Genomic DNA, 19,039 nt, shown 5'->3' with positions numbered 1-19,039 from the left:
TTTGACCACGCAGGGCACGCAAGCGCCCACGCAGAGTAGTCGCAACGGGACGGGAGCGCTCCCATGACGTTGCGGTGAAAGGCGGGAAGCGCGGGCCCGGCAACCGGGCGGTCGCCCGGTCTGAGACCAGAATGACACCCAGAATGGTTTAGCGTTAAATCAATTTTCAGCCATTTACCGGTGCGCAGCCGCGCGTCACCGTCGCGGGCGGCTGCCCGCGGCCGTCACGACGCGCTGCGCCGGCGAAGGGCGTCGAGTGCTCGGTCGACGGGGCCGAGGATCGGTGCGGCCAGCTTGTTCGTGGCCTCGTTGTTGACCCATCGGTGCGGCCGGGTCGGGGCGTATGCCTGGGCGAACTTGACCTCGGCGCCCAGCATGCGGAGCCGGGGAAGGCTGATGGCCTTCCGGAGGGCCTGGAACTCCTCACGCTCCTCGCGCGCGGCGTGCCGGGAGACCACGCGCCTGACCTCGTTGAGGCGCCGCAGGTACCCGGCCCCGTCGGGCCCCGTGTGCCACAGTGCGATCAGCAGCTCCTTGGCTTGTTTCTCCTCCGCGCGGCGGCGGGCCGCCAGCTCGCGGCCGTGCCGCAGGGCGCGGCGCGCGACGGGATGGACGTGTGCCTCTTCGGCGGCCTCGTGGACGGCGAGCAGGCGCATCAGCCGGTCGAAGTTCCGGCGGCGCCATGGGCCGGGAAGGGCGGCCCGCAGGAAGCCGAGCCGGATCTGCCGGTGCTGGCGGGTGAGCACGTCGACGACGTTTTCGCCGCCCAGAGCTCGCATCGCCCGCCGAGACCAAGCAGGAGCGGTGGCCGCGGTCCGGGCCGTCGCCTTCCCGGCGAGCGACGGCTTGGTCGCTGTCTTCAGCGCGGCCTGTTTCGTCAGGGTGCCCATGGTCTGTCCCTCCTCACGCGCGTCTCAGCCGTCCTGGGTACCCCCGCGCGCACCGCTCACTCGACGCAAGCCCCGGTGACGAACCCCCCATGCCCGGCGCCCCGTGGGTGTGGCCTGTTACAGCACCTGGTCGCGGGCGGCGAGCACCTCGTCCATGGACTCCTTCCGCCAGCGTCGCAGCAGGTCATGAAAGGCGACCGCACCGTGGGGATACGCGATGGGGCCGTTCCGCCGGCCGCGGCCTTCGGCGTTGTAGTAACCGGGGGTGCACTCGGCGTGGAACCACTCGTGGTCAGGGGCACCCTCGGCCAGGAGCGTGATCCAGGCGTCCTCGGCCTCGCGCGAGGGTTCGATCAGGGCGGCCTCGGCCTCGGCGGCGGCGACGAGCGCGGCGGCGTGCACGGCGTGCTCGTCCAGCACATGTGTGTAGTTGACGCTGCTGGCGCTCTGCGTCCCGCCCAGCTGGATGAGGTTCGGGAAGCCGTTGCTGGTGAAGCCGTGCAGTGTGCGCGGGCCGTGCTCCCGCCAGGCGTCCTGCAATCGGACACCCTGCCGGCCGCGCACGGGCAGCCGGCCCGAGTGGACACCGGAGATGCCGACGGAGAATCCGGTGGCGAAGATCAGGCAGTCCAGCTGGTACTCGGTGTCGCCGACGACGACACCGTATTCCGTCATCCGCTCGATGCCGTGGGTGTCGGCGGTGTCGACCAGGGTGACGTTGTCGCGGTTGAACGTGGGGAGGTACAGGTCGGAGAAGGTCGGGCGCTTGCAGGCGTACCGATACCAGGGCTTGAGCTTCTCCGCCGTCTCCGGGTCGGTGACGACCTTATCGACGCGGGCGCGGATCTCGTTCATCTTGGCGGCGTCCGCGACCTCGTACTCCGCCTCGAAGGCGGCCCGGTCGCCCTGGCGGCGGAAGCTCGGCAAGAGCTTCTCCAGCAGGCCCGCCGTCGCTGTCCACTGGTCGGCCACGAGATCCTCGTCGGCGAAGTCGCCGGAGACGATCCGCAGGAAGTTGTCGCGGCGCTCACCGGCCCAGCCCGGCCGGTCGGCGCCGACGTCCGCGGCGGTGGTACGGCGGTTGGCACGGATGTCCACCGTGGAGGGCGTGCGCTGGAAGACGTACAGGTGGCCGGCGTCCTCGGCGAGCATGGGGATGACCTGGATACCGGTGGCACCGGTGCCCACCACGCCCACGCGCTTGTCGGCGAGGCCGGTCAGACCGCCGTCCGGGGTGCCGCCGGTGTAGCCGTAGTCCCAGCGTGAGGTGTGGAAGGTGTGGCCCCGGTAGGTCTCGATGCCGGGGATGCCGGGGAGCTTCATCTCCGAGAGGGTGCCGGTGGCCGTGATGACGTACGTGGCGTGGAACGTGTCGCCGCGGTCGGTGGTGACGATCCATGCCTTATTTGTGTCGTCCCAGGTCAGGGCCGTGACCGCGGTGGAGAACAGGGCGTCGGCGTAGAGGTCGAACTTCTGGGCGATGCGCACCGCGTGGTGGCGGATCTCCTCGCCGGGCGCGTACTTCCACTCCGGGACGTATCCGGTCTCGTCGAGCAGCGGCAGGTACACGTGCGACTCGATGTCGCAGTGGATGCCCGGGTACCGGTTCCAGTACCAGGTCCCTCCGAAGTCGCCGCCCTTCTCGATGATCCGGACCCGCTCGACACCCTGCTGCCGCAACCGCGCCCCGGCGAGGATGCCGCCGAAGCCGCCGCCGACGACCACGACGTCCACCCGGTCCCGCAGCGGCTCGCGCTCGGATGTCTCCCCGTACGGGTCGGCGGCGTAGTAGCCGAACTCGGCGTCGGCGGCGAGGTACTGCCGAGTGCCGTCGGGCCGTACGCGTCGCTCCCGTTCGACCCGGTAACGCTCTCTCAGCTCGGCGAGTGCCTCGGGGGTCAGCGCAGGGGAATTCGCCATAGGGGGGACCTCGTTCCTTCCGGTTCGCTGCCATGGGGCTGTCTCTTCCACGAACTGAGCCGCGGCTCGCAGGACTTGAGCAGCCATGCACTACCGTAACAAGCTCCGGACAATGTTGTCCGGTTAGTGCGGACGCAGCTTCCGTATTCCTTCGGACAGGAAGAGTGATCTCCATGCGACGTCTCCCGATCCCACCGCTCGCCGGGCTCGCCACGATCGGCCTGCTGGCCCTCACCGGCTGCGGCACCCAGACAGGCGGCACCGCCGCGGACGCGGCGACCGCCACCGGTGCGGGCCGGACGGTCCACGCCCAGAAGGTGATGCGACTGACGACGGTTCACCAGGAGACCGGGATGACGCTGCTGGAGGGTCCGGTCTTCGACGAGGACGGCCAACTGCTCGTCGTCGACGTCACCGCGCCCGCCGGGGAACGGAAGGTGCTCCGCGTCGACGTCCGCGAGAAGACCTCGCGGATGTTCCACACCGACGACCGCGGGACCTACACCTCGGCGCAGTTCAGCCCCTACGACGGGCGTGTCTATCTGACCGACTTCTCCCACGGCGAGATCGTGAGTCTGGCGCCGGACGGCGGTGATCCGCGCACCTTCTTCTCCGGTGAGGTCGACGGGGCGCGGATGAACCCCGACGATCTGGCCTTCGATCAGGAGGGCAACCTGTTTGTCAGCGACTCACGCGGCATGTCCGAGGGGAAGCCGACCGGGCGCGTGGTGCGGATCGGCCGCGACGGGCAGAAGGCCACCGTCCTGGCGGACGGCCTGTCGGCGCCGAACGGCATCTCCTTCGACACTGACTACCGCGGGCTGTGGTTCAGCGAACTGACCGAGGACCGCATCTCCTACCTGCTGCTGGACGGCGAGGGCGGCGCGGCCTCCCGGCACACCGCCATCCGGGTCGACGGCGGGATCGCGCAGACCGACTCCATCGCCGTGGACGCCGACGGCAACCTCTACCAGGCGCTGCACGGCCGGCCCGCGATGGCGGTGTACAGCGAGCACGGTGAGCGGCTGGCGACCGTGGAGGTCCCCGCCCGTGCCGCCGAAGGTCTGGAGTCGGCGACCAACGTGGCCATCACGCCCGGCGGCAGGAAGGCGTACATGACCGTCAGCGGGCCCGACGGGGGCTACCTGTACACCTTCGACGCCCTGGCCGAGGGGATCCGTCAGTCCAACGGCGGCTGACCCGCCGCCCGTTCACTCCTCTCGGCCCTCGAAGGGCCGCACCGGTCCCACCTCCACGCCCAGCAGCCGCCACGCCGCGAGTGCCCGGCGCTCCCGGTGTTCGCGGGTGGGGCCGGTGACGGCGCCGGAGACCATGCCGACCGCGATCATCAGATCGCCGGGGTCGGCGGCGAGCCGGTGGTCCGCGGGCAGATGTCCGCGCAGGGCCCGCTCGACCCGCTGGGACAGAGTCGCGGCGTAGTCGGACCGACCGCCTGCCCCGTCGGCATGGAGGATGCCCACGAACGCCGTCGACTCGGTCTGGTGCCACGTCAGGACACCGAGGATGTGGGCGAGGTCCGCGCCGTCCGCTGCCGCCGCGCGCTCGATCTCCCGGACGTTCTCCTCCAGCACGGCGAGCGCCACGGCGGCCCGGTCGGGGAAGTGCCGGTACAGCACGCCCTGGCCGACCCCGGCCCGGCGCGCGATCGCGGACAGTGGCACGTCCAGCCCGGACTCCGCGAAGATCTCCCGGGCCGCGGCGATCAGGGCGGCGCGATTACGGGCGGCAGCCTTGGGCCCGTCGTTCGCGGGCCGTCGCTCATCAGGGAGTGGTCGCCGTGTCACGCCGCGAGGATAGCGGTCCGGGGCAGTCGCGGCTCAACCTGCTCCACCGCTGCGGCCGGAGCGCAGAGCGGCGATCACGCCACCGTCGACCAGCAGGTCGTTGCCGGTGACGAAGGTGGCATCGGGCCCCAGAAGGAAGGCGGCGGCAGCGGCGATGTCGTCGGCAGTGCCCAGTCGCCGGGTGCCGGAGGCCGCGACCATGGCCCGTATGTGGCTCCCGCTCTCACCGGCGAGTTCCCGCTGTCCCATGGGGGTGGAGATCACGCCGGGGCTGATGGAGTTGATCCGCGCTCCGCGCTCGCCCCAGACGGTGCTCGCGGCCTGGACCCGGAGCCGGTTGGCGTACTTGGACAGCGGATAGGCGCCCCGCGGGCCGAGGGTGTCGGCGTCGAGGAAGGGCAGCGCGAGGAGATCGTCGGCCGGGGTGCGCGCCAGGGCGTGTTCCTGTTCCGCGGTGAGCGCCGAGGGCGGCAGCATATGTCCGGCCATGCTGGCGATGACCACGCCGGCGCCGCCGGGAGCGATCACCCGGGCGAACTCCTCCAGGACCAGCGCGGTGCCGAGCAGGTCCACGCGGAGGATGGCCGCGGCGGGCGCCTGGACCGGGGAGAGACCGGCGGTGTGCGCGACCTGGGTGACCGCGCCGAGTCCGGCGGCGGTGTCCGCCAGGGCCGCCACCGCGGCACGCGAGGAGACGTCCACGGCCTGGGTGACCACCGCGTGGCCGTGGTCCCGCAGGTCGTCGGCGACGGACGTGAGCAGCTTCTCGTCGTGATCGGCGAGCAGCAGGGTGCGCCCCGGACCCTGGCGGCGGGCGATCGCCTGCCCCATACCGCCCACGCCGATGACGGCCACCACCTGTGCGCTCATGACACCTTCCATAAACATGACACCATAAACATTACGTGTCGTTTCGTAATGCATCGTAGCGCTTCTAGGATGGGCGTCATGGCTGAGGTGCGGCGGCGCGGCAGACCGCGGAGCGCGGACACGGACCAGGCGATCCTGGACGCGGCGGGTGAGTTGCTGCTGCGGGACGGCTACGCCGGGATGTCGATGGAGAAGGTCGCCGCCGAGGCGGGCGTCGGCAAACCCACGGTGTACCGCCGCTGGCCGTCGAAGGCGGCCTTGGTGGGTGATGTGACCCGACGGGCCTACCTCGCGTCCGTCCCCGACGGGGCGGTCCCCGTGCCCGGGTCGGGGAAGGTCGCGCCGACGGTGGCGACGTGGTTCCGCTATCAGGCGCGGGCGCTCCGCGATCCGCGCAACGCCGCGTTCGTCCTGGCCCTGACGGCAGCGGCGGCGGAAAGTCCGCAGGACGCGGAGTCGCTGTACCGATACCACACCGCGGACCAGCACACGGCCGTCGTCAGGCTGCTGCGAGCGGGTGTGGAGACGGGCGAGTTCCGCGCCGACGCCGATCTGGACGCCGTGGTGGACGGCCTGATCGGGGCGACCCTCTACCTTCTGCTCACCGGCCGGACCAGCGACGCTCCGGAGCGGGCCGAGGGACTTGTCCGCGTCCTGCTGGACGGTCTGCGGGCGACCTGAGCACCGGCCGCGCCGCCGGGTCCATCCCAGATCGGTAACAGTGCCCTGCTCGTTCCGTCTTGCCCGTAGTGTGGTCGTCCTCGCCGGGACCATGGGGGGTACCCGGCATGACCCATGAGGACGAACGTGCTTCGTACCCGCATGCCCGCCGCCGCCTTCGCCGTGGCGGCCTCCGTCGGCATCGCACTGCTGCCCACCCACGCACAGGCGGCCGGCTCGATCCACCTGTACAAGGTCTACTACGACTCGCCTGGCTCGGACACCCGCTCCAACACCAGCCTCAACGCCGAGTATGTGCAGATCAAGAACAGCACGAGCAGCGCCGTGCAGCTCAAGGGATACACCCTCCGCGACGCCACCGGCTACAAGTTCACCTTCCCCTCGTACAAGATAGGGGCCGGGAAGACGGTGAAGGTGCACACCGGCCGGGGCAGCACGAGCGCCGGCCACGTCTACTGGGGCCGCGGTGCCTACGTGTGGAACAACGACAAGGACACCGCGACACTGCGCACGGCTTCCGGCGCGTTCCGGGACTCCTGCGCCTACAACAGCACCCGCTACGACTACAAGATGTGCTGACCTGAGCGGCGGCAGTGCCCCTCGCCCGGCCGTCTGGGCGGGCGAGGGGCACTCCGCGCCGGCAACCAAGTGGAGCCTCTACGTGACGGTGGGGATGCCTGGGACGGCGGCGGTGCCCGGCAGGGCCGTGCGGGCCGGGCGGCCCGCGAGGACGTCGAGGATGTTGTCCACCGCGAGGTCGACCATCGCGGCGCGGGTGGCGTGGGTGGCCGAACCGATGTGGGGCAGCGTGACGATGTTCTCCTCCGCGGCCAGCGGCGAGAGTTCGGTGCCCATGGGCTCGCGTTCGTAGACGTCGAGCCCCGCGGAGTGCAGCCGGCCCTCCCGTACGGCGTGCAGCAGGGCGTCCTCGTCGACGACGCCGCCCCGGGCGGTACTGACCAGGGTGGCGGTCGGCTTCATGAGGGCGAGTTCCCGTACGGAGATCAGATGGCGCGTCTCGTCGGTGAGCGGGACGTGCAGTGACACGATGTCGGACCGCGCCAGCAGTTCGTCCAGGCCGGTCGCGGTGGACAGGGCGTCGCCGGTCGTGGCGTACGGGTCGTGGTGGCAGACGCGCATGCCGAAGCCGTGGGCCCGCCGGGCCACCGCGCGGCCGATCTGCCCGTAGCCGACCAGCCCGAGCGTGGCGCCGTGGACGTCCAGGCCGAGGTAGTCGTGCATCCGGAACAGGTCCCAGCCGCCCCGGGCCAGGTCGGCGGTGGCGGCGCCCAGCCGGCGCCGGGCGGCGAGGATCAGGGCGAAGGCCAGGTCGGCGGTGGTCTCGGCCAGCACATGCGGTGTGTGCGTCACCACGATCCCCCGCTCGGCCGCGGCGGCCCGGTCGACGTTGTCGTACCCCATGCTGGCCAGCGCCACCACCCGCAGGGACGGGCCGGCGGCATCCAGCAGCGCGGCGTCCACGGGGTCGTTGCCCAGCGCCAGGACGGCGCCGGCCCCCGTGGCGAGCGCGGCCAGCTCCTCCGGTTCCGGCTTGCCGCCGCCCGTCCAGAACACCGGCTCCGCCGCCGCGCCGAGCCGCTCCACACCGCTTCCCGGAAGTCCGCTCCGGGTGACGAGGACACGCATACTCATATTCGACTCCCCAGCCATTTCGCACGATCGACGACGGGACGGGAATGGTTCGCGGGCACGCTAGTCAGTAAAACCTGGCGAAGGCAAACAACAAATTCTTCTGACGGTATCTGGAAAAGGAATCACCATTGCCGCGACCGCACATCCGGTATTCAATCCACAGGGACTTCCTTCCTCCATCACTCATGCGGAAGACACCTGCTGAAGAGGAGACCAGCGTCATGTCCTTCTCCGACTACCAGACCGCCCTGGTCACCGGCGCGTCCACCGGCATCGGCGCCGTCGTCGTCGAACGGCTCGCCCGGCAGGGCCTGGAGGTGCACGCGGTCGCCCGCAACGCCGACCGGCTGACCGAACTCGCCGCCAGGACCGGCTGCGTCCCGCACGCCGTGGACATCACCGACACCGACGCGCTCACCGAGGCGGTGGGCGGCCTGGACATCGACGTCCTGGTCAACAACGCCGGTGTGTCGCGCACGGGCACCATCCTCACCGCCGACGAGTGGGCCGTGGACGAGCAGGTGGCGGTCAACATCCAGGCCGTGTTGCACCTGGTACGGCTGCTCATGCCCGGCATGGTGCGGCGCGACCTCGGCCACATCGTCAACATCAGCTCCATCGCCGGCGTGTACAACTTCGGCGGCAACACCATCTACCACGCCACCAAGGCGGCGGTGCACACCTTGTCCCGGCAACTGCGCGTGGACGGATTCGGCGGGCGGGTGCGCGTCACCGAAATCTGCCCGGGGCGCGTCGAAACGGAGATATTCGGTCGGCTGCTGGGCAATATGGAAGAGGCGCAGCGGCGTTTCTTCGACGGCTATGAGTCGCTCAAACCGGAGGACATCGCCGACGCCATCGAATTCGCCGTCGGTACGCCGCCGCACGTCAATATCGGGCACATCGAGATCCTGCCCACCCGGCAGGTCCCCGGCGGCCTTGAATTCGCGCGGAGCGGGGTCTGACGCCTCACGCCAACACGCTTTTGCGGCCCGGGACCGACGGGTCGAGCAGGAGCGTGCGCAGCAGGTCGGCCACGAGCGCGGCGGCGTGCGAGAGCGGCTGCACCTCCGGGGTGCACAGGGACATCGCGGTGGACAACCGGGCGTCGGCGAAACGGTAGACCCGCACCTCCTCGGGGGCGAAGTGCGCTTGGACGGCCGTGAGCGGCAGCACGGTGGCGCCGAGTCCGCTGACCACGGCGTCCCGCAGCACCGTGTCCGGCTCGACCTCGGCGACGACGGAGCAGTGCAGCCCAGCGGCGTGGAAGGCGGCGTCAGTGATGCGCCGGACGGTGTGCAGTTCGTTGGGCATGATGAAGTCCAGACGGCTCGCCTCCTTGAGGGGGACGGTGTCGCCGCGGCTGGTGAGGCGCGGCACCCGGGCACTGGTGACCAGGTGGAACTCCTCCTCCAGGACATGGTCGAACACGACCCCTTTGACATAGCCGGGGTCGTAGATGAGCGCCATGTCCACCTGGCCGAGCAGCACCGCCTGGCTCATCACCACCGTCAGGTTCTGGATCAGTTGCAGATGGATGTTCGGGTACCGCTCGCGTACCGCCCGCAACAGCGGTACGGCGATACCCGGCGCCATGCTGTACGAGGCCAGACCGACGGTCACCAGCCCGGCGGGAGTGTCGTTGCCGGCGCGCAGGTCGATCCGCGCCGCCTTCTCCAGCCGCAGGATGCCCTGCGCGTAGCGGTAGAGGGAGCGGCCGGACGCCGTGACCTGGACGCCGCGGCCGGTGCGTTCCAGCAGCCGGGTCTTGAAGTCGCTCTCCAGGGCCGAGATGTGCTGGCTGAGCGCCGACTGGGTGATGTGCAGCGAGTCCGCGGCCCGGGTGATGTTGCCGACGTCGACCACCCTGACGAAGTATCCGAGCCTGCGGGTGTCCATCGCTCTCCTCCCAGATCGTTGCGGGTGAACGTATCCCGCGGGGGCCCGGCAGCGGAACAGCCGGGCACCGCTCACTCCTCCCCGGCCGCGGCTCCCCCGGAGACGACCTCGTACACCGCCGTGTGGTCCGCGCCGCCGAGGCCCCGGCGCAGCACCTCCTCGAAGAGGGCACGGGTGCGCCGGGTCTGCGGCAGGCCGGCGCCGAGGGTGTCGGCCAGCGCGGTGGCGTACCGCAGGTCCTTGACCTGGTTGGTTCCGCTGCCGCCGAGGCGGTAGTCGCGGTGCAGGATCTTTTCCGCCTTGGCGTCGAGGACGGCGGTGGCGGCCAGGCCGCCCTGGAGCACGCGCACCAGTTGTCCGCCGGACAGGCCCGCTCTGCGGCCCAGGTCGAGGGCTTCGGCCACGGCCACCAGGGTGCCGGCGACGATCACCTGGTTGCACAGCTTGGCCGCGCTGCCCGCGCCGGGCGGGCCCATGTGCTCGATGGTGGTGGCGAAGGACCTCAGTACCGGTTCCACGGTCCGGTACGCCTCCGGGTCGGCGCCCACCATCAGGCTCAGCGTGCCCGCGCGGGCGCCCGCGTCGCCGCCGCTCATCGGCGCGTCGAGCACGGCCAGGCCGTGCCGTCCGAGCCGGCCGGCGAGCCCGCGCACCTTGTCGGGAGACGTGGTGCTCAGGACGGCCAGGTGCGTGGTGCCCTGGGCGGCCCAGCGGCGTACCACCGGCTCGGGCGCGATGTCGTCGAGCTGGTCGATGTCCGGCAGGGCCGACAGGACGATTCTCGCGCGCAGTTCATCGGGGCGGGCGACGGCCCGGTGGCCGAACTCCTCCGCCCTGGCGCGGGTCCGGTTCCACACCTGGAGCGGGAAGCCGGCGCGGGCGATGTGCCGGGCCACCGGGGCGCCCATCGGGCCGAGGCCGAGCACGGCCACGTCGGGTCCGTTCACGGGCCGGTTCACTCCTCGACGACCAGGCCCTTGGCCTTGAGCTTCTCGGTCAGTCCGTGCACCTCGATCAGCGTTTTGCCACCACGCCGGTGCTGTTCGCGGATCTTCGCCTCGTGGTCCTCGCGCTCCTGGCAGAGCCGGACGACCTCCTCGGCCTCCTCCGGGTCGATGACGACGATGCCGTCGGCGTCGCCGCGCAGGATGTCGCCGGGCCGGACGATCTGCCCGCCGATGGAGATCGGGCGGTTCACCTGGCCGAGGGTCTCCTTGACCGTTCCCTCGATGCACACCGTGCCGGAGAAGACGGGGAAGCCGAGCTTGCGCAGGTCAGCGCTGTCGCGCACACCGGAGTCGGTGACGAAGGCGGCCAGTTGCCTGCTCTGGCAGGCGGTGGCCAGTACGTCTCCGAAGGAGCCCGCCTGTTCGTACTCCGACCCCGCTACGATCACGACGTCACCGGCGCGGGCGTAGGAGATGGCGACCTGCACCATGATGTTGTCGCCCGCCTGCGCGTCGACCGTGAAGGCCGGTCCGCAGAAGGACATCGCCGGGTCCACGGGCTTCAGCCGGTGTGCCAGGGCGCCCTTGCGGCCCTGTGCCTCGTGGATGGTCGCGGCGGAGAAGCGGCCGAGCGCGGCCACGACATCGGCGGACGGACGGTCGATCCGGGTGCGTACGTGGATCATGGGAACACTCCCTTGCGGTGCGGTGCGGTTCGGTGATGTCGTGCGGGTTCAGGCGTCCGGGTCGGCGGAGACCCGGAGCACCGTCTTGGCGGACCGGGAGGAGTCGGCGGCGCAGCGGAACGCCTCCGCGGCGTCCTCGACGGTGAACTCGTGGCTGAGCACCACGTCCAGCGCGGGGTCGGCGGCCAGCAGGGCGATCGCGGCATCCAGTTCGGTGTCGAAGCGCTGGGAGCCGTACAGCGTCAGCTCCTTGGCGATGAGTGTCGACATGGCGACCGGCACCGGTTCGCGCGGCAGTATGCCGAGCTGGAGCACGACGCCGCCGGGGCGTACCGCGTCCAGCGCGGTGGCGAGCGAGGCGACGGCGCCCGCCGCTTCGACCGTCACGTCGAACGCCGACCGGTCGACGGTGCCGCCCTCGGAGAGGTTCACGGTCGTGGTGGCGCCGACCGCGGCGGCGGTCCGCAGCGGGAAGTCCGCGAGGTCGACGGCGGTGATCTCGGCGGCGCCCGCGTGCCGCAGTGCCGCGACGGCCAGCGCACCGATCGGGCCGGCGCCGCTGACCAGCGCCGTCGCGCCCCGTATCCGGTCGCCCAGGCGGGCCGTACCGTGCAGGACGACGGCCAGCGGCTCGGCCAGTACGGCCCGGCGCAGGGGCAGTGCGGCGGGCAGCGGGCGGAGCTGGGAGGGACGTACCTCCAGGAGTTCCACGAAGCCGCCCTGGGTGTGCGGCCGGGTGGAGGCGCTGCCGAAGTAGCTGCCGTCCGGGTCCAGGTGCAGGCCGGTGGGCGCGGTGGTGCCGGCCGGAGCGCAGGGGGTCGCCGGGTGCAGGGCGACGCGGGAGCCGACGGCCGGCGCGTCCGGCACGTCTTCTCCCGCCCCGGCGACGACGCCGACCACCTCGTGGCCGAGGACCAGCGGTTCGGTGACCGTGTAGGGGCCGTTGCGGCCGTCCGCGGCGTAGTGCAGGTCGGAGCCGCAGATGCCTCCGTAGACGACGCGGACCAGAACCCGGTCCGGTGCCGGCTCGGGTTCGGGCAGCGCGTCCACGCGCAGGTCTCCCGGTCCGTGGACGACGACGGCTTTCATCACAGCGCGTTCCTTTCGGCGTCAGCGGGCAAGGTAGCCGCCGTCGACGGGCAGCACGGTTCCGTGGATGAAGCGGGCGGCGTCGGACACCAGGAACAGCGCGGCGCCCGCGATGTCCCGTGCGGTGCCCCACCGCCCCGCCGGGATGCGTTCGAGGATCTGGCGGTTGCGGGTCTCGTCGGCGACGAGCGCCACGTTCATCTCGGTGTCGATGAAGCCCGGCGCGATGGCGTTGACGCGGACGCCCTTCGGCGCCCACTCGTTCGCCACCGACTTGGTGAACTGTCCGACGGCGCCCTTGGACGCGGCGTACGCGGAGGCGGTGAAGCCACCGGTGAAGGAGAGCATCGAGGCCAGATTGACGATCGCGCCCGAGCCCCGTTCGAGCATCGGCCGGCCGAAGAGCTGGGTCAGTTCGACGACCGTGCGCACGTTGAGCTGCTGGACCCGGTCCCAGTCCGCGGCCGGGAACTCCTCGAAGCGGTGCCGGAGGTTGAGGCCCGCGTTGTTGACCAGGATGTCGACCCGGTGCTCGCGCAGTATCCCGGCGGCGGTGGCGCGCACCTGCTCCGGATCGCTCAGGTCGGCGCTCACCGGGACGTACGCTCCGGTGTGCGCGGCGCTCTCGCGGCGGTGGATGCCGATCACGGTCGCGCCGTTGCGCAGGTAGAGCTCGGCGATCGCGTGGCCGATACCGGTACTCGCCCCGGTGACCACGGCCGTCTTGCCGGTCAGGTCGGCGGTGAACGGAACGTCCACGGTGCTGTCGTCCTCCACGTCTGGGTGCTTGGGGTGCGGGTGCGTCATGCGATGTGCGATCCGCCGTTGACGTCGTAGGTGACGCCCGTGAGGTAGCCGGCGCGCTCGCTCAGCAGGAAGGCGACGACCGCGGCCACGTCGTCCACGGTGCCGATGCGGCCGACGGGCAGGTCCTTCAGCAGTACGGCCTTGCGCTCGTCGGTCAGCCGGCCGCCCATGATGTCGGTGTCGATGGAGCCGGGCGCCACGGAGTTGGCGGTGATGCCGTAGGGGCCGAGCTCCCGGGCAAGGGTGCGGGAGAGGCCGAGCAGCGCGGCCTTGGAGGCCGAGTAGGCGGCTCGTCCGTACACCCCGCCGCCGCGTTCGGCGGAGGTGGAGGAGATGTTGACGATACGGCCGATCCGGTGTTCGGCCATGAGTTTCGCCGCGGCGTGGGTGACGTGGAAGGTCCCGTGCAGGTTGACGTCGATCACCCGGTGCCATTCGGCGTCCGTGACGTCGAGGAAGGGCACCGGCGAGCTGACGCCGGCGTTGTTGACGAGCCCGACGAGCTGCGGCAGTTCGGTGCCGACGCGGTGCACGGCGGCGTCCACCGCGGCGCGGTCCCTGATGTCCACGCCGATGCCGAGGCAGGCGACGTGGTGTTGGGCGGTCAGGGCGGTGGCCACGCCGCGGCAGGCGGTCTCGTCCAGGTCGAGCACGGCGACCGACCAGCCCTCGGCGGCGAGCTGGGCGGCGGTGGCCCGTCCGATGCCGCGCGGTGACGCGGCGCCGGTGACGATCGCGGTGCGGGCGGCGGGGAACTCCGCGGCGGGCGGTGGTGGAAGTGTCACGGCTCTCCAGTTCGTACGGGCGGGTGTCGTACCGGCGGGTGTCGTACGGTCAGTCGGTGCGGGGCAGGACGCGCCTGAGGTACGCGGCGTTGGTGGCGCCCACGCTCAGGCCGTCGCCGCCGTAGTGCTCGACCACGAAGGTGCCGCCGAAGCCCTGGGAGATCGCGTAGCGGACGGCGGCTCGGTAGTCGATCACGCCGAGTTCCAGGGATGTGGGGTGGGTGAGCACGGTGCCGGTGGCCGGGTCCTCCAGACGGGCGTAGTTCTTGACGTGCCAGTAGTTGGTGCGGGGCGCGGTGACCGAGACCAGGTACTCCCAGGTGTCCACCGGCCCCTGGACGCGCAGCAGGTTGCCGAGGTCGGGATTGAGTCCGACCGCTTCATGGCCGATGTCGTCGAGGAACCGGACCGCCTCGTCACCGCTGCCCAGATAGGTGTTCTCATACAGCTCCAGGGAGAGTTCCACACCGACGTCGGCGGCGTGGACGGCGAGTTCGCGGAACCGGTGGACGGCGAGCGCGCGCACCTGCCGGTCGTGGCGGGGCGGTACGTCGTCGCCCGGAACCGTCCAGAACCACAGCGCCCGCCGTTGCCGGGGGCTCAGCGCGTCGTGAAGTCCGAGGCAGACGACGTCCGCGCCCAGCGCGGCGGCCGCGTCGACGGTCCGGTGGGAGAAGGCGAGATGGTCCTCGCCGCGCTCGGGGTGGACGACACTGCGGCGGACGACGCCGACACCGGGTACGGCGAGCCCCGCGTCGGCCAGGACCTCGCGCAGCGCCGTCAGCCGGGCGCGGTCCAGGTCGCCCAGGGGCAGCCAGGCGGTGGACAGTTCCAGATGGGTGAAGCCCTCGTCCACGACGGGCTGGAGCAGGCGCCGCCATTCCTCGGGGTCGAGCTTCGCCACCGGGGTGCCGTCCGCCGCGTGCGGCGGGAACTGGAGCATGGCGGCGGCGATCGGCCAGGTCTCGGGTGTGTGCGGGACCGGGAGGCGGGACGGCGCGGCCAGGGACGGCCGCTTCGTGGAAGCGGGCGGGGCGGCGGCGGGGGACGCCGGGGGCGCCGGGACATCAGCCAATGCGAAGGCCTCCGTTGATGTTGTAGGTGGCGCCGGTGATGTAGCCGGCGTCCTCGCCGAGGAGGAACTCGACGAGCGCGGCGACATCGCGGGTGGTGCCGAGCCGCCCCACCGGAAGCTGGGACAGGAAGGCGGGTTTGCGGTCGTCGGTGATCCGGCCGCCCATGATGTCGGTGTCGATGGTGGCGGGCGCGACGACGTTGACCGTCACCCCGCGTGGGGCCACCTCCAGGGCGAGGGCCCGGCTGAACGCCTCGATCGCGCCCTTGGACGCGGCGTAGGTGGACTTGCTGTAGGTGCCGCCGCCGTTCTGCATCGCCGTCGAACCGAGGCTGACCACCCGGCCGTGGCCGCGCTCGGCCATGCCGGGCACGATGCGCTTGCTCACCACGAAGGTTCCGGTGGCGTTGATCCGCATGACACGTTCCCAGGTGGCCAGGTCCGCGTCGAGGAAGGACACCGGTGAGCTGATGCCCGCGCTGTTGACCAGCCCGGTGACCGGCGGCAGTTCGGCTTCGAAGGCGGTGACGGCCGTGTCCACGGCGGCGGGGTCGGCGATGTCCGCGACCGCGCCGACCGCGGCGACACCGTACTCGGCGCGGATCCCGGCGGCGGCCTTCTCGACCTCCGGGTCGATGTCGAGCAGGCCGAGGTGCCAGCCGGCCGCGGCCAGCCGGCCGGCGAGGGCGCGGCCGATGCCCCGCGTGGACGCCGCTCCCGTGATGACCGCGGTGCGGCGGCCCGTGCTGTGCTCCGTCATGTCCTGTCCCTCTTGTTCGAGTCGTCCGGCGTCATTCGAGTCATCCGGTCAGAAGGGGCCGTTGACCGTCTCCGGGGGCTGTTCGCCGCGGCTCACGGCGATGAGCGACGCCATCACGCTCGCCGACACGGCGGCCGTGTACTGGTCGGTCCAGCACAGGGAGTGCGGCGCGAGGATCACGTTGTCCAGCGCGGTCAGCGGGCTGTCCGGGGTGAGCGGCTCCTCGGTGAACACGTCCAGGCCGGCTCCGGCCAGCCGGCTGTCCGACAGCCGTGCGACGAGCGCCTCCTCGTCGACCACCACGCCGCGCGAGACGTTGATCAGCCGGGCGGTGGGACGCATCAGCGCCAGTTCCCGTTCTCCGATGAGGTGCCGGGTGCCGGGGTTGGCGGCGACGGCGACGACCACGTAGTCACTGGTGCTCAGTACGTCGTCCAGCGTGGCGAGTTCGACGCCGGTCTCGGCCGCCTCCCGGGCGCGGTCGCTGCGGTTGTAGCCGAGGACGCGCAGTCCCTGCGCGCGTACCCGCCGTGCCGTCTCCAGTCCGATGCCGCCGAGCCCGACGATGCCCACGGTGGCCCCGGTCAGCCCGGGGCCGCGCCACGCCCCGCGCTCCGCCCAGCGTCCCTCGCGCACCAGCCTGTCCTTGACGACCAGGTGGTGCGAGAGCGCGTACAGCAGCGCGATCACGGAGTCGGCCACCGGCCGCCGTACCGCGTCAGGGGCGTTGGTGACCAGCACACCGCGCCGGGCACAGGCCTCGGTGTCGACGGCGTCGAAACCGGCGCCGAACCGCGCGACATGCCGGAGCCGGCCCGAGGCCGGTAGGGAACGCGCCGTGATCCGCTCGTGCCCGAGCACCAGGACCGCGTCGGCTTCCGCGAGCTGCTCCGCCCGCAGTTCCCCGACCTCCTCGTTCAGTACGCGCCACGCCAGTCCGGCGTCGGTCAGCCGGGAGAGCCCGATGTCACCGAAAACGGTGCTGCCGTCCGGCTGCGCATAACCTCGCGTGACCACTACCTGATAAACCACGGCGGCCCTTCTCGGGAAATCGGGAACGTGGGTCAGAGCGTAGTACCGCGGCTTCCGGTGAAAGAGGCGAAGCGGCTATCCGTATGGCGGCATAAAAAATACCGATGGGAGAGGGGAAAAGGACATGCGAATACCACGGCCATCCTTCCTCGCACGGCCGTGGTATTCGCTCCGGTCGGTGTGTGGCTAGCGCCCCGTCGTCACGGTCGTGAGACCGTCGATCGCCTCGACGTCCGCCGCCGTCAGGGTGAGGTCGGCGGCGGACAGATTGCGCTCCATACGGTCGCGGTGCGCGGATTTCACGGTGACCGCGACCTTGTGGTGCAGGTTCCACGCCAGAACGACGTCGCGCGGCGAACGGCCGTGCCGGCGGGCCACGTCGAGGAGCACCGGGTGGTCGAGGTCGGTGCTGCGCAGCGGGCTGTGCGCGCTCAGCACCACACCGCGCTCACGCATCGCCCCGGCGAAGTGCGGGTCGTAGTCGCCGGGGCCCCACTGCACCTGGTTGACGGCCGGGTAGACACCGGTCTCGCGGTGCAGCGCGTCGATGAGTTCCACCGAGTAGTTGCTGACCCCGATGGCCCGGACCAGGCCCTCGTCGCGGGCCTGCACGAACGCGCGCCAGCTGGTGACGCCCGGGTGGCCGCCCGGGGGCCAGTGGATCAGCCAGAGGTCGATGTGGTCACAGCCCAGCGCGGTCAGGCTCCGCTCCAGGGTGAGCCGTTCCCGGCCGACCTGGTCGGGCGGCATCTTGGTGGTCACGAACAGGTCGGAGCGGGGCAGGTCGGTGGCGGCGAGGGCGGCGCCGACGGCGGCCTCGTTGCGGTAGCGGGTGGCGGTGTCGACGAGCCGGTAACCGACGGAGAAGGCGGTCAGTACGGCCTCGGTGGCCTGGTCGCCGCGCATCGGATGGGTGCCGAAACCGACCAGCGGCATGGTGACACCGGCCGCGTCGGCCGTGGGTATCCGGTCCGCTCCGGCCGGGTGGGTCGTGCCCATGACGGTTCTCCTCTTGCGTTCACAGGGGGGTTACGGCGGTGGCGTGGCGGGTGGGGTCAGTACAGCTCGACGAGGCGCAAGGGTGTGCCCGCCTGCGGCTCGGCGCCCTCGGCGGTCAGCGCGACGGTCTCCGCGAGCTCGACCGCGCCCCGGCCCGGCACCTGGACCCCGGTCCGCACGCCGAGCACCATGCCGGGCTCGGCGACCACCGCGCTGTCCGGCGGCAGCGGCGACGATGCCCCGCCCCCGCGCAGCGCGACCAGCCGGCAGGCCGCCCCGTGCCCGCCGGCCTCTCGCTCGAACGCCGCGTATCCGTCGGTGAGCCGGGCGCCCGGCCGCAGGGCCGCGAGCAGCGCGGCCGTCGCGGCGGCGCATACGTCGCCCGCGGTGCGCAGCGGGCCGTCGGCCCTGCTGAGCACGGCGGTCGCGGCGGCGTACCCGGCGGTCCCGTCCAGCAGCGGGTGCAGGACGTAACGGAGCGGGACGGTCGCGGTGAGCCGGGCCGTGGCGGGGTCGTGGCCGCGGACGGTCACCAGGTCGGTGCCGGCCGCCCCGTCGGCGTCGTACGGGTCGTACCACCCGAGCAGTCCGCCGGCCCGGCGGACCGACCGGTCGACGTTGCCGGACAGCTCCCGTACGTCCATGCCCACCCGCAGGTGGTCCATGACCGCCGTGTAGCCGACGGCGGCGAGCTCGGCCGCGGCGGCGAACGCCGGCTGCTCGCCGGGCTCGCAGCAGGCCAGTTCGGCGAAGACCAGGTCGGCGGCCGGGCGCAGCCGGACGCCGGTGCCGTCGGTCTGCCCGAGGACGTCCGGCGGCAGATCGGCCTCGGTGGCGACCACGCCGCCCGCGAGGCCGGCCGCACGCAGCGCGGCGGCGGTGGCGGCGGTCGGGTCGCCGGTCGCGCTCGCCACCGTGCCGTCGGTCGTGAGCAGGACGGCGGTCGCGTCGGCGGAGCCGGGTCCCGGGCCCAGGGCGTACCGGCGCCCGGTGCGCGAGGTCAGCAGCAGGGCGCCGAAGCCGGCCTTGTCCAGTCGTCCGCGGAGCCTGTCGAGTGCGGCTGTGGCCTGGTGCGTGGCCGCTGTCGCCACGGGACCACCGTCCTTTCGGATGGGAGTGCGTACGGGTGCGTCGGGGCGGG

Annotated in this window: 21 protein-coding genes; 4 read left to right on the top strand and 17 right to left on the bottom strand. The window is 71.7% G+C overall.

Annotated features, from left to right (window positions below):
• Positions 1 to 224: 224 nt before the first annotated feature.
• The gene (locus N6H00_RS38825) at positions 225 to 890 is read right to left on the bottom strand and encodes a hemerythrin domain-containing protein (protein ID WP_268976605.1); all 666 of its coding nucleotides are present in this window, start codon (positions 888 to 890) and stop codon (positions 225 to 227) included.
• Positions 891 to 1,007: 117 nt separating this feature from the next.
• Positions 1,008 to 2,810, bottom strand: coding sequence for a flavin-containing monooxygenase (locus tag N6H00_RS38820; protein ID WP_268976604.1), 1,803 nt, complete (start codon positions 2,808 to 2,810; stop codon positions 1,008 to 1,010).
• Positions 2,811 to 2,983: 173 nt separating this feature from the next.
• On the opposite strand from N6H00_RS38820, the gene N6H00_RS38815 reads away from it, so the two are divergent.
• Positions 2,984 to 4,009 carry an SMP-30/gluconolactonase/LRE family protein gene (locus N6H00_RS38815; protein WP_268976603.1) on the top strand — a complete coding sequence of 342 codons (1,026 nt, stop codon included), beginning with the start codon at positions 2,984 to 2,986 and terminating at the stop codon, positions 4,007 to 4,009.
• Between the two features lie 12 nt (positions 4,010 to 4,021).
• On the opposite strand, the gene N6H00_RS38810 is transcribed toward N6H00_RS38815, so the two are convergent.
• Both N6H00_RS38810 and N6H00_RS38805 read right to left on the bottom strand, forming a co-directional pair.
• Positions 4,022 to 4,615: a helix-turn-helix domain-containing protein gene (locus N6H00_RS38810; RefSeq protein ID WP_268976602.1), complete on the bottom strand. Its 594-nt coding sequence runs from the start codon at positions 4,613 to 4,615 to the stop codon at positions 4,022 to 4,024.
• Between the two features lie 33 nt (positions 4,616 to 4,648).
• Entirely contained in the window at positions 4,649 to 5,485 is an 837-nt protein-coding gene (locus tag N6H00_RS38805; RefSeq protein WP_268976601.1) for an SDR family oxidoreductase, read from the bottom strand.
• Between the two features lie 78 nt (positions 5,486 to 5,563).
• Between N6H00_RS38805 and N6H00_RS38800 the strand changes: the two genes are divergently transcribed.
• Positions 5,564 to 6,166, top strand: coding sequence for a TetR/AcrR family transcriptional regulator (locus N6H00_RS38800; RefSeq protein ID WP_268976600.1), 603 nt, complete (start codon positions 5,564 to 5,566; stop codon positions 6,164 to 6,166).
• A 114-nt stretch (positions 6,167 to 6,280) separates the two neighbouring features.
• Positions 6,281 to 6,745 (top strand): lamin tail domain-containing protein, encoded by a 465-nt coding sequence (locus N6H00_RS38795; RefSeq protein WP_443073170.1) that lies wholly within the window; start codon positions 6,281 to 6,283, stop codon positions 6,743 to 6,745.
• A gap of 78 nt (positions 6,746 to 6,823) precedes the next feature.
• On the opposite strand, the gene N6H00_RS38790 is transcribed toward N6H00_RS38795, so the two are convergent.
• Both N6H00_RS38790 and N6H00_RS38785 read right to left on the bottom strand, forming a co-directional pair.
• Positions 6,824 to 7,819: a 2-hydroxyacid dehydrogenase gene (locus N6H00_RS38790; protein WP_268976599.1), complete on the bottom strand. Its 996-nt coding sequence runs from the start codon at positions 7,817 to 7,819 to the stop codon at positions 6,824 to 6,826.
• A 64-nt stretch (positions 7,820 to 7,883) separates the two neighbouring features.
• Positions 7,884 to 8,042, bottom strand: coding sequence for a hypothetical protein (locus N6H00_RS38785; RefSeq protein ID WP_268976598.1), 159 nt, complete (start codon positions 8,040 to 8,042; stop codon positions 7,884 to 7,886).
• Between N6H00_RS38785 and N6H00_RS38780 the strand changes: the two genes are divergently transcribed.
• Positions 8,041 to 8,784 carry an SDR family oxidoreductase gene (locus tag N6H00_RS38780; RefSeq protein ID WP_268976597.1) on the top strand — a complete coding sequence of 248 codons (744 nt, stop codon included), beginning with the start codon at positions 8,041 to 8,043 and terminating at the stop codon, positions 8,782 to 8,784. The genes N6H00_RS38785 and N6H00_RS38780 overlap by 2 nt on opposite strands.
• 4 nt (positions 8,785 to 8,788) lie before the next feature.
• Here N6H00_RS38780 and N6H00_RS38775 read toward each other — a convergent pair whose 3' ends face one another.
• From N6H00_RS38775 to N6H00_RS38725, 11 genes are all read right to left on the bottom strand, one after another.
• Entirely contained in the window at positions 8,789 to 9,718 is a 930-nt protein-coding gene (locus tag N6H00_RS38775) for a LysR substrate-binding domain-containing protein (protein WP_268976596.1), read from the bottom strand.
• A gap of 71 nt (positions 9,719 to 9,789) precedes the next feature.
• On the bottom strand, positions 9,790 to 10,665 hold the full coding sequence (locus N6H00_RS38770) for an NAD(P)-dependent oxidoreductase (RefSeq protein WP_268976595.1): 876 nt from the start codon (positions 10,663 to 10,665) through the stop codon (positions 9,790 to 9,792).
• A gap of 8 nt (positions 10,666 to 10,673) precedes the next feature.
• A complete protein-coding gene (locus tag N6H00_RS38765) occupies positions 10,674 to 11,351 on the bottom strand; it encodes a 4-carboxy-4-hydroxy-2-oxoadipate aldolase/oxaloacetate decarboxylase (RefSeq protein ID WP_268976594.1) in 678 nt (225 codons plus the stop codon).
• A 48-nt stretch (positions 11,352 to 11,399) separates the two neighbouring features.
• Positions 11,400 to 12,440, bottom strand: coding sequence for a zinc-binding dehydrogenase (locus N6H00_RS38760; RefSeq protein ID WP_268976592.1), 1,041 nt, complete (start codon positions 12,438 to 12,440; stop codon positions 11,400 to 11,402).
• A gap of 21 nt (positions 12,441 to 12,461) precedes the next feature.
• Positions 12,462 to 13,247, bottom strand: coding sequence for an SDR family NAD(P)-dependent oxidoreductase (locus N6H00_RS38755; RefSeq protein WP_268976591.1), 786 nt, complete (start codon positions 13,245 to 13,247; stop codon positions 12,462 to 12,464).
• The gene (locus tag N6H00_RS38750) at positions 13,244 to 14,032 is read right to left on the bottom strand and encodes an SDR family NAD(P)-dependent oxidoreductase (RefSeq protein WP_268976590.1); all 789 of its coding nucleotides are present in this window, start codon (positions 14,030 to 14,032) and stop codon (positions 13,244 to 13,246) included. Before N6H00_RS38750 ends, N6H00_RS38755 begins: the two co-directional genes overlap by 4 nt.
• Positions 14,033 to 14,081: 49 nt before the next feature.
• On the bottom strand, positions 14,082 to 15,107 hold the full coding sequence (locus N6H00_RS38745) for a sugar phosphate isomerase/epimerase family protein (RefSeq protein WP_268976589.1): 1,026 nt from the start codon (positions 15,105 to 15,107) through the stop codon (positions 14,082 to 14,084).
• A complete protein-coding gene (locus N6H00_RS38740; protein ID WP_268976588.1) occupies positions 15,100 to 15,867 on the bottom strand; it encodes an SDR family NAD(P)-dependent oxidoreductase in 768 nt (255 codons plus the stop codon). The genes N6H00_RS38745 and N6H00_RS38740 overlap by 8 nt, the downstream gene beginning before the upstream one ends.
• Positions 15,868 to 15,915: 48 nt before the next feature.
• Positions 15,916 to 16,899: an NAD(P)-dependent oxidoreductase gene (locus tag N6H00_RS38735; protein WP_268976587.1), complete on the bottom strand. Its 984-nt coding sequence runs from the start codon at positions 16,897 to 16,899 to the stop codon at positions 15,916 to 15,918.
• Positions 16,900 to 17,085: 186 nt separating this feature from the next.
• On the bottom strand, positions 17,086 to 17,898 hold the full coding sequence (locus tag N6H00_RS38730; RefSeq protein WP_268976586.1) for an aldo/keto reductase: 813 nt from the start codon (positions 17,896 to 17,898) through the stop codon (positions 17,086 to 17,088).
• A 56-nt stretch (positions 17,899 to 17,954) separates the two neighbouring features.
• Positions 17,955 to 18,989 (bottom strand): M24 family metallopeptidase, encoded by a 1,035-nt coding sequence (locus tag N6H00_RS38725; protein ID WP_268976585.1) that lies wholly within the window; start codon positions 18,987 to 18,989, stop codon positions 17,955 to 17,957.
• Positions 18,990 to 19,039 lie beyond the last annotated feature (50 nt).

Source organism: Streptomyces sp. S465 (genome assembly GCF_026898115.1).
In the GTDB taxonomy this organism is placed as follows: domain Bacteria; phylum Actinomycetota; class Actinomycetes; order Streptomycetales; family Streptomycetaceae; genus Streptomyces; species Streptomyces luomodiensis.
The sequence above is the reverse complement of the archived record's forward strand: the minus strand, read 5'-3'. Positions and strand labels throughout refer to the sequence as shown.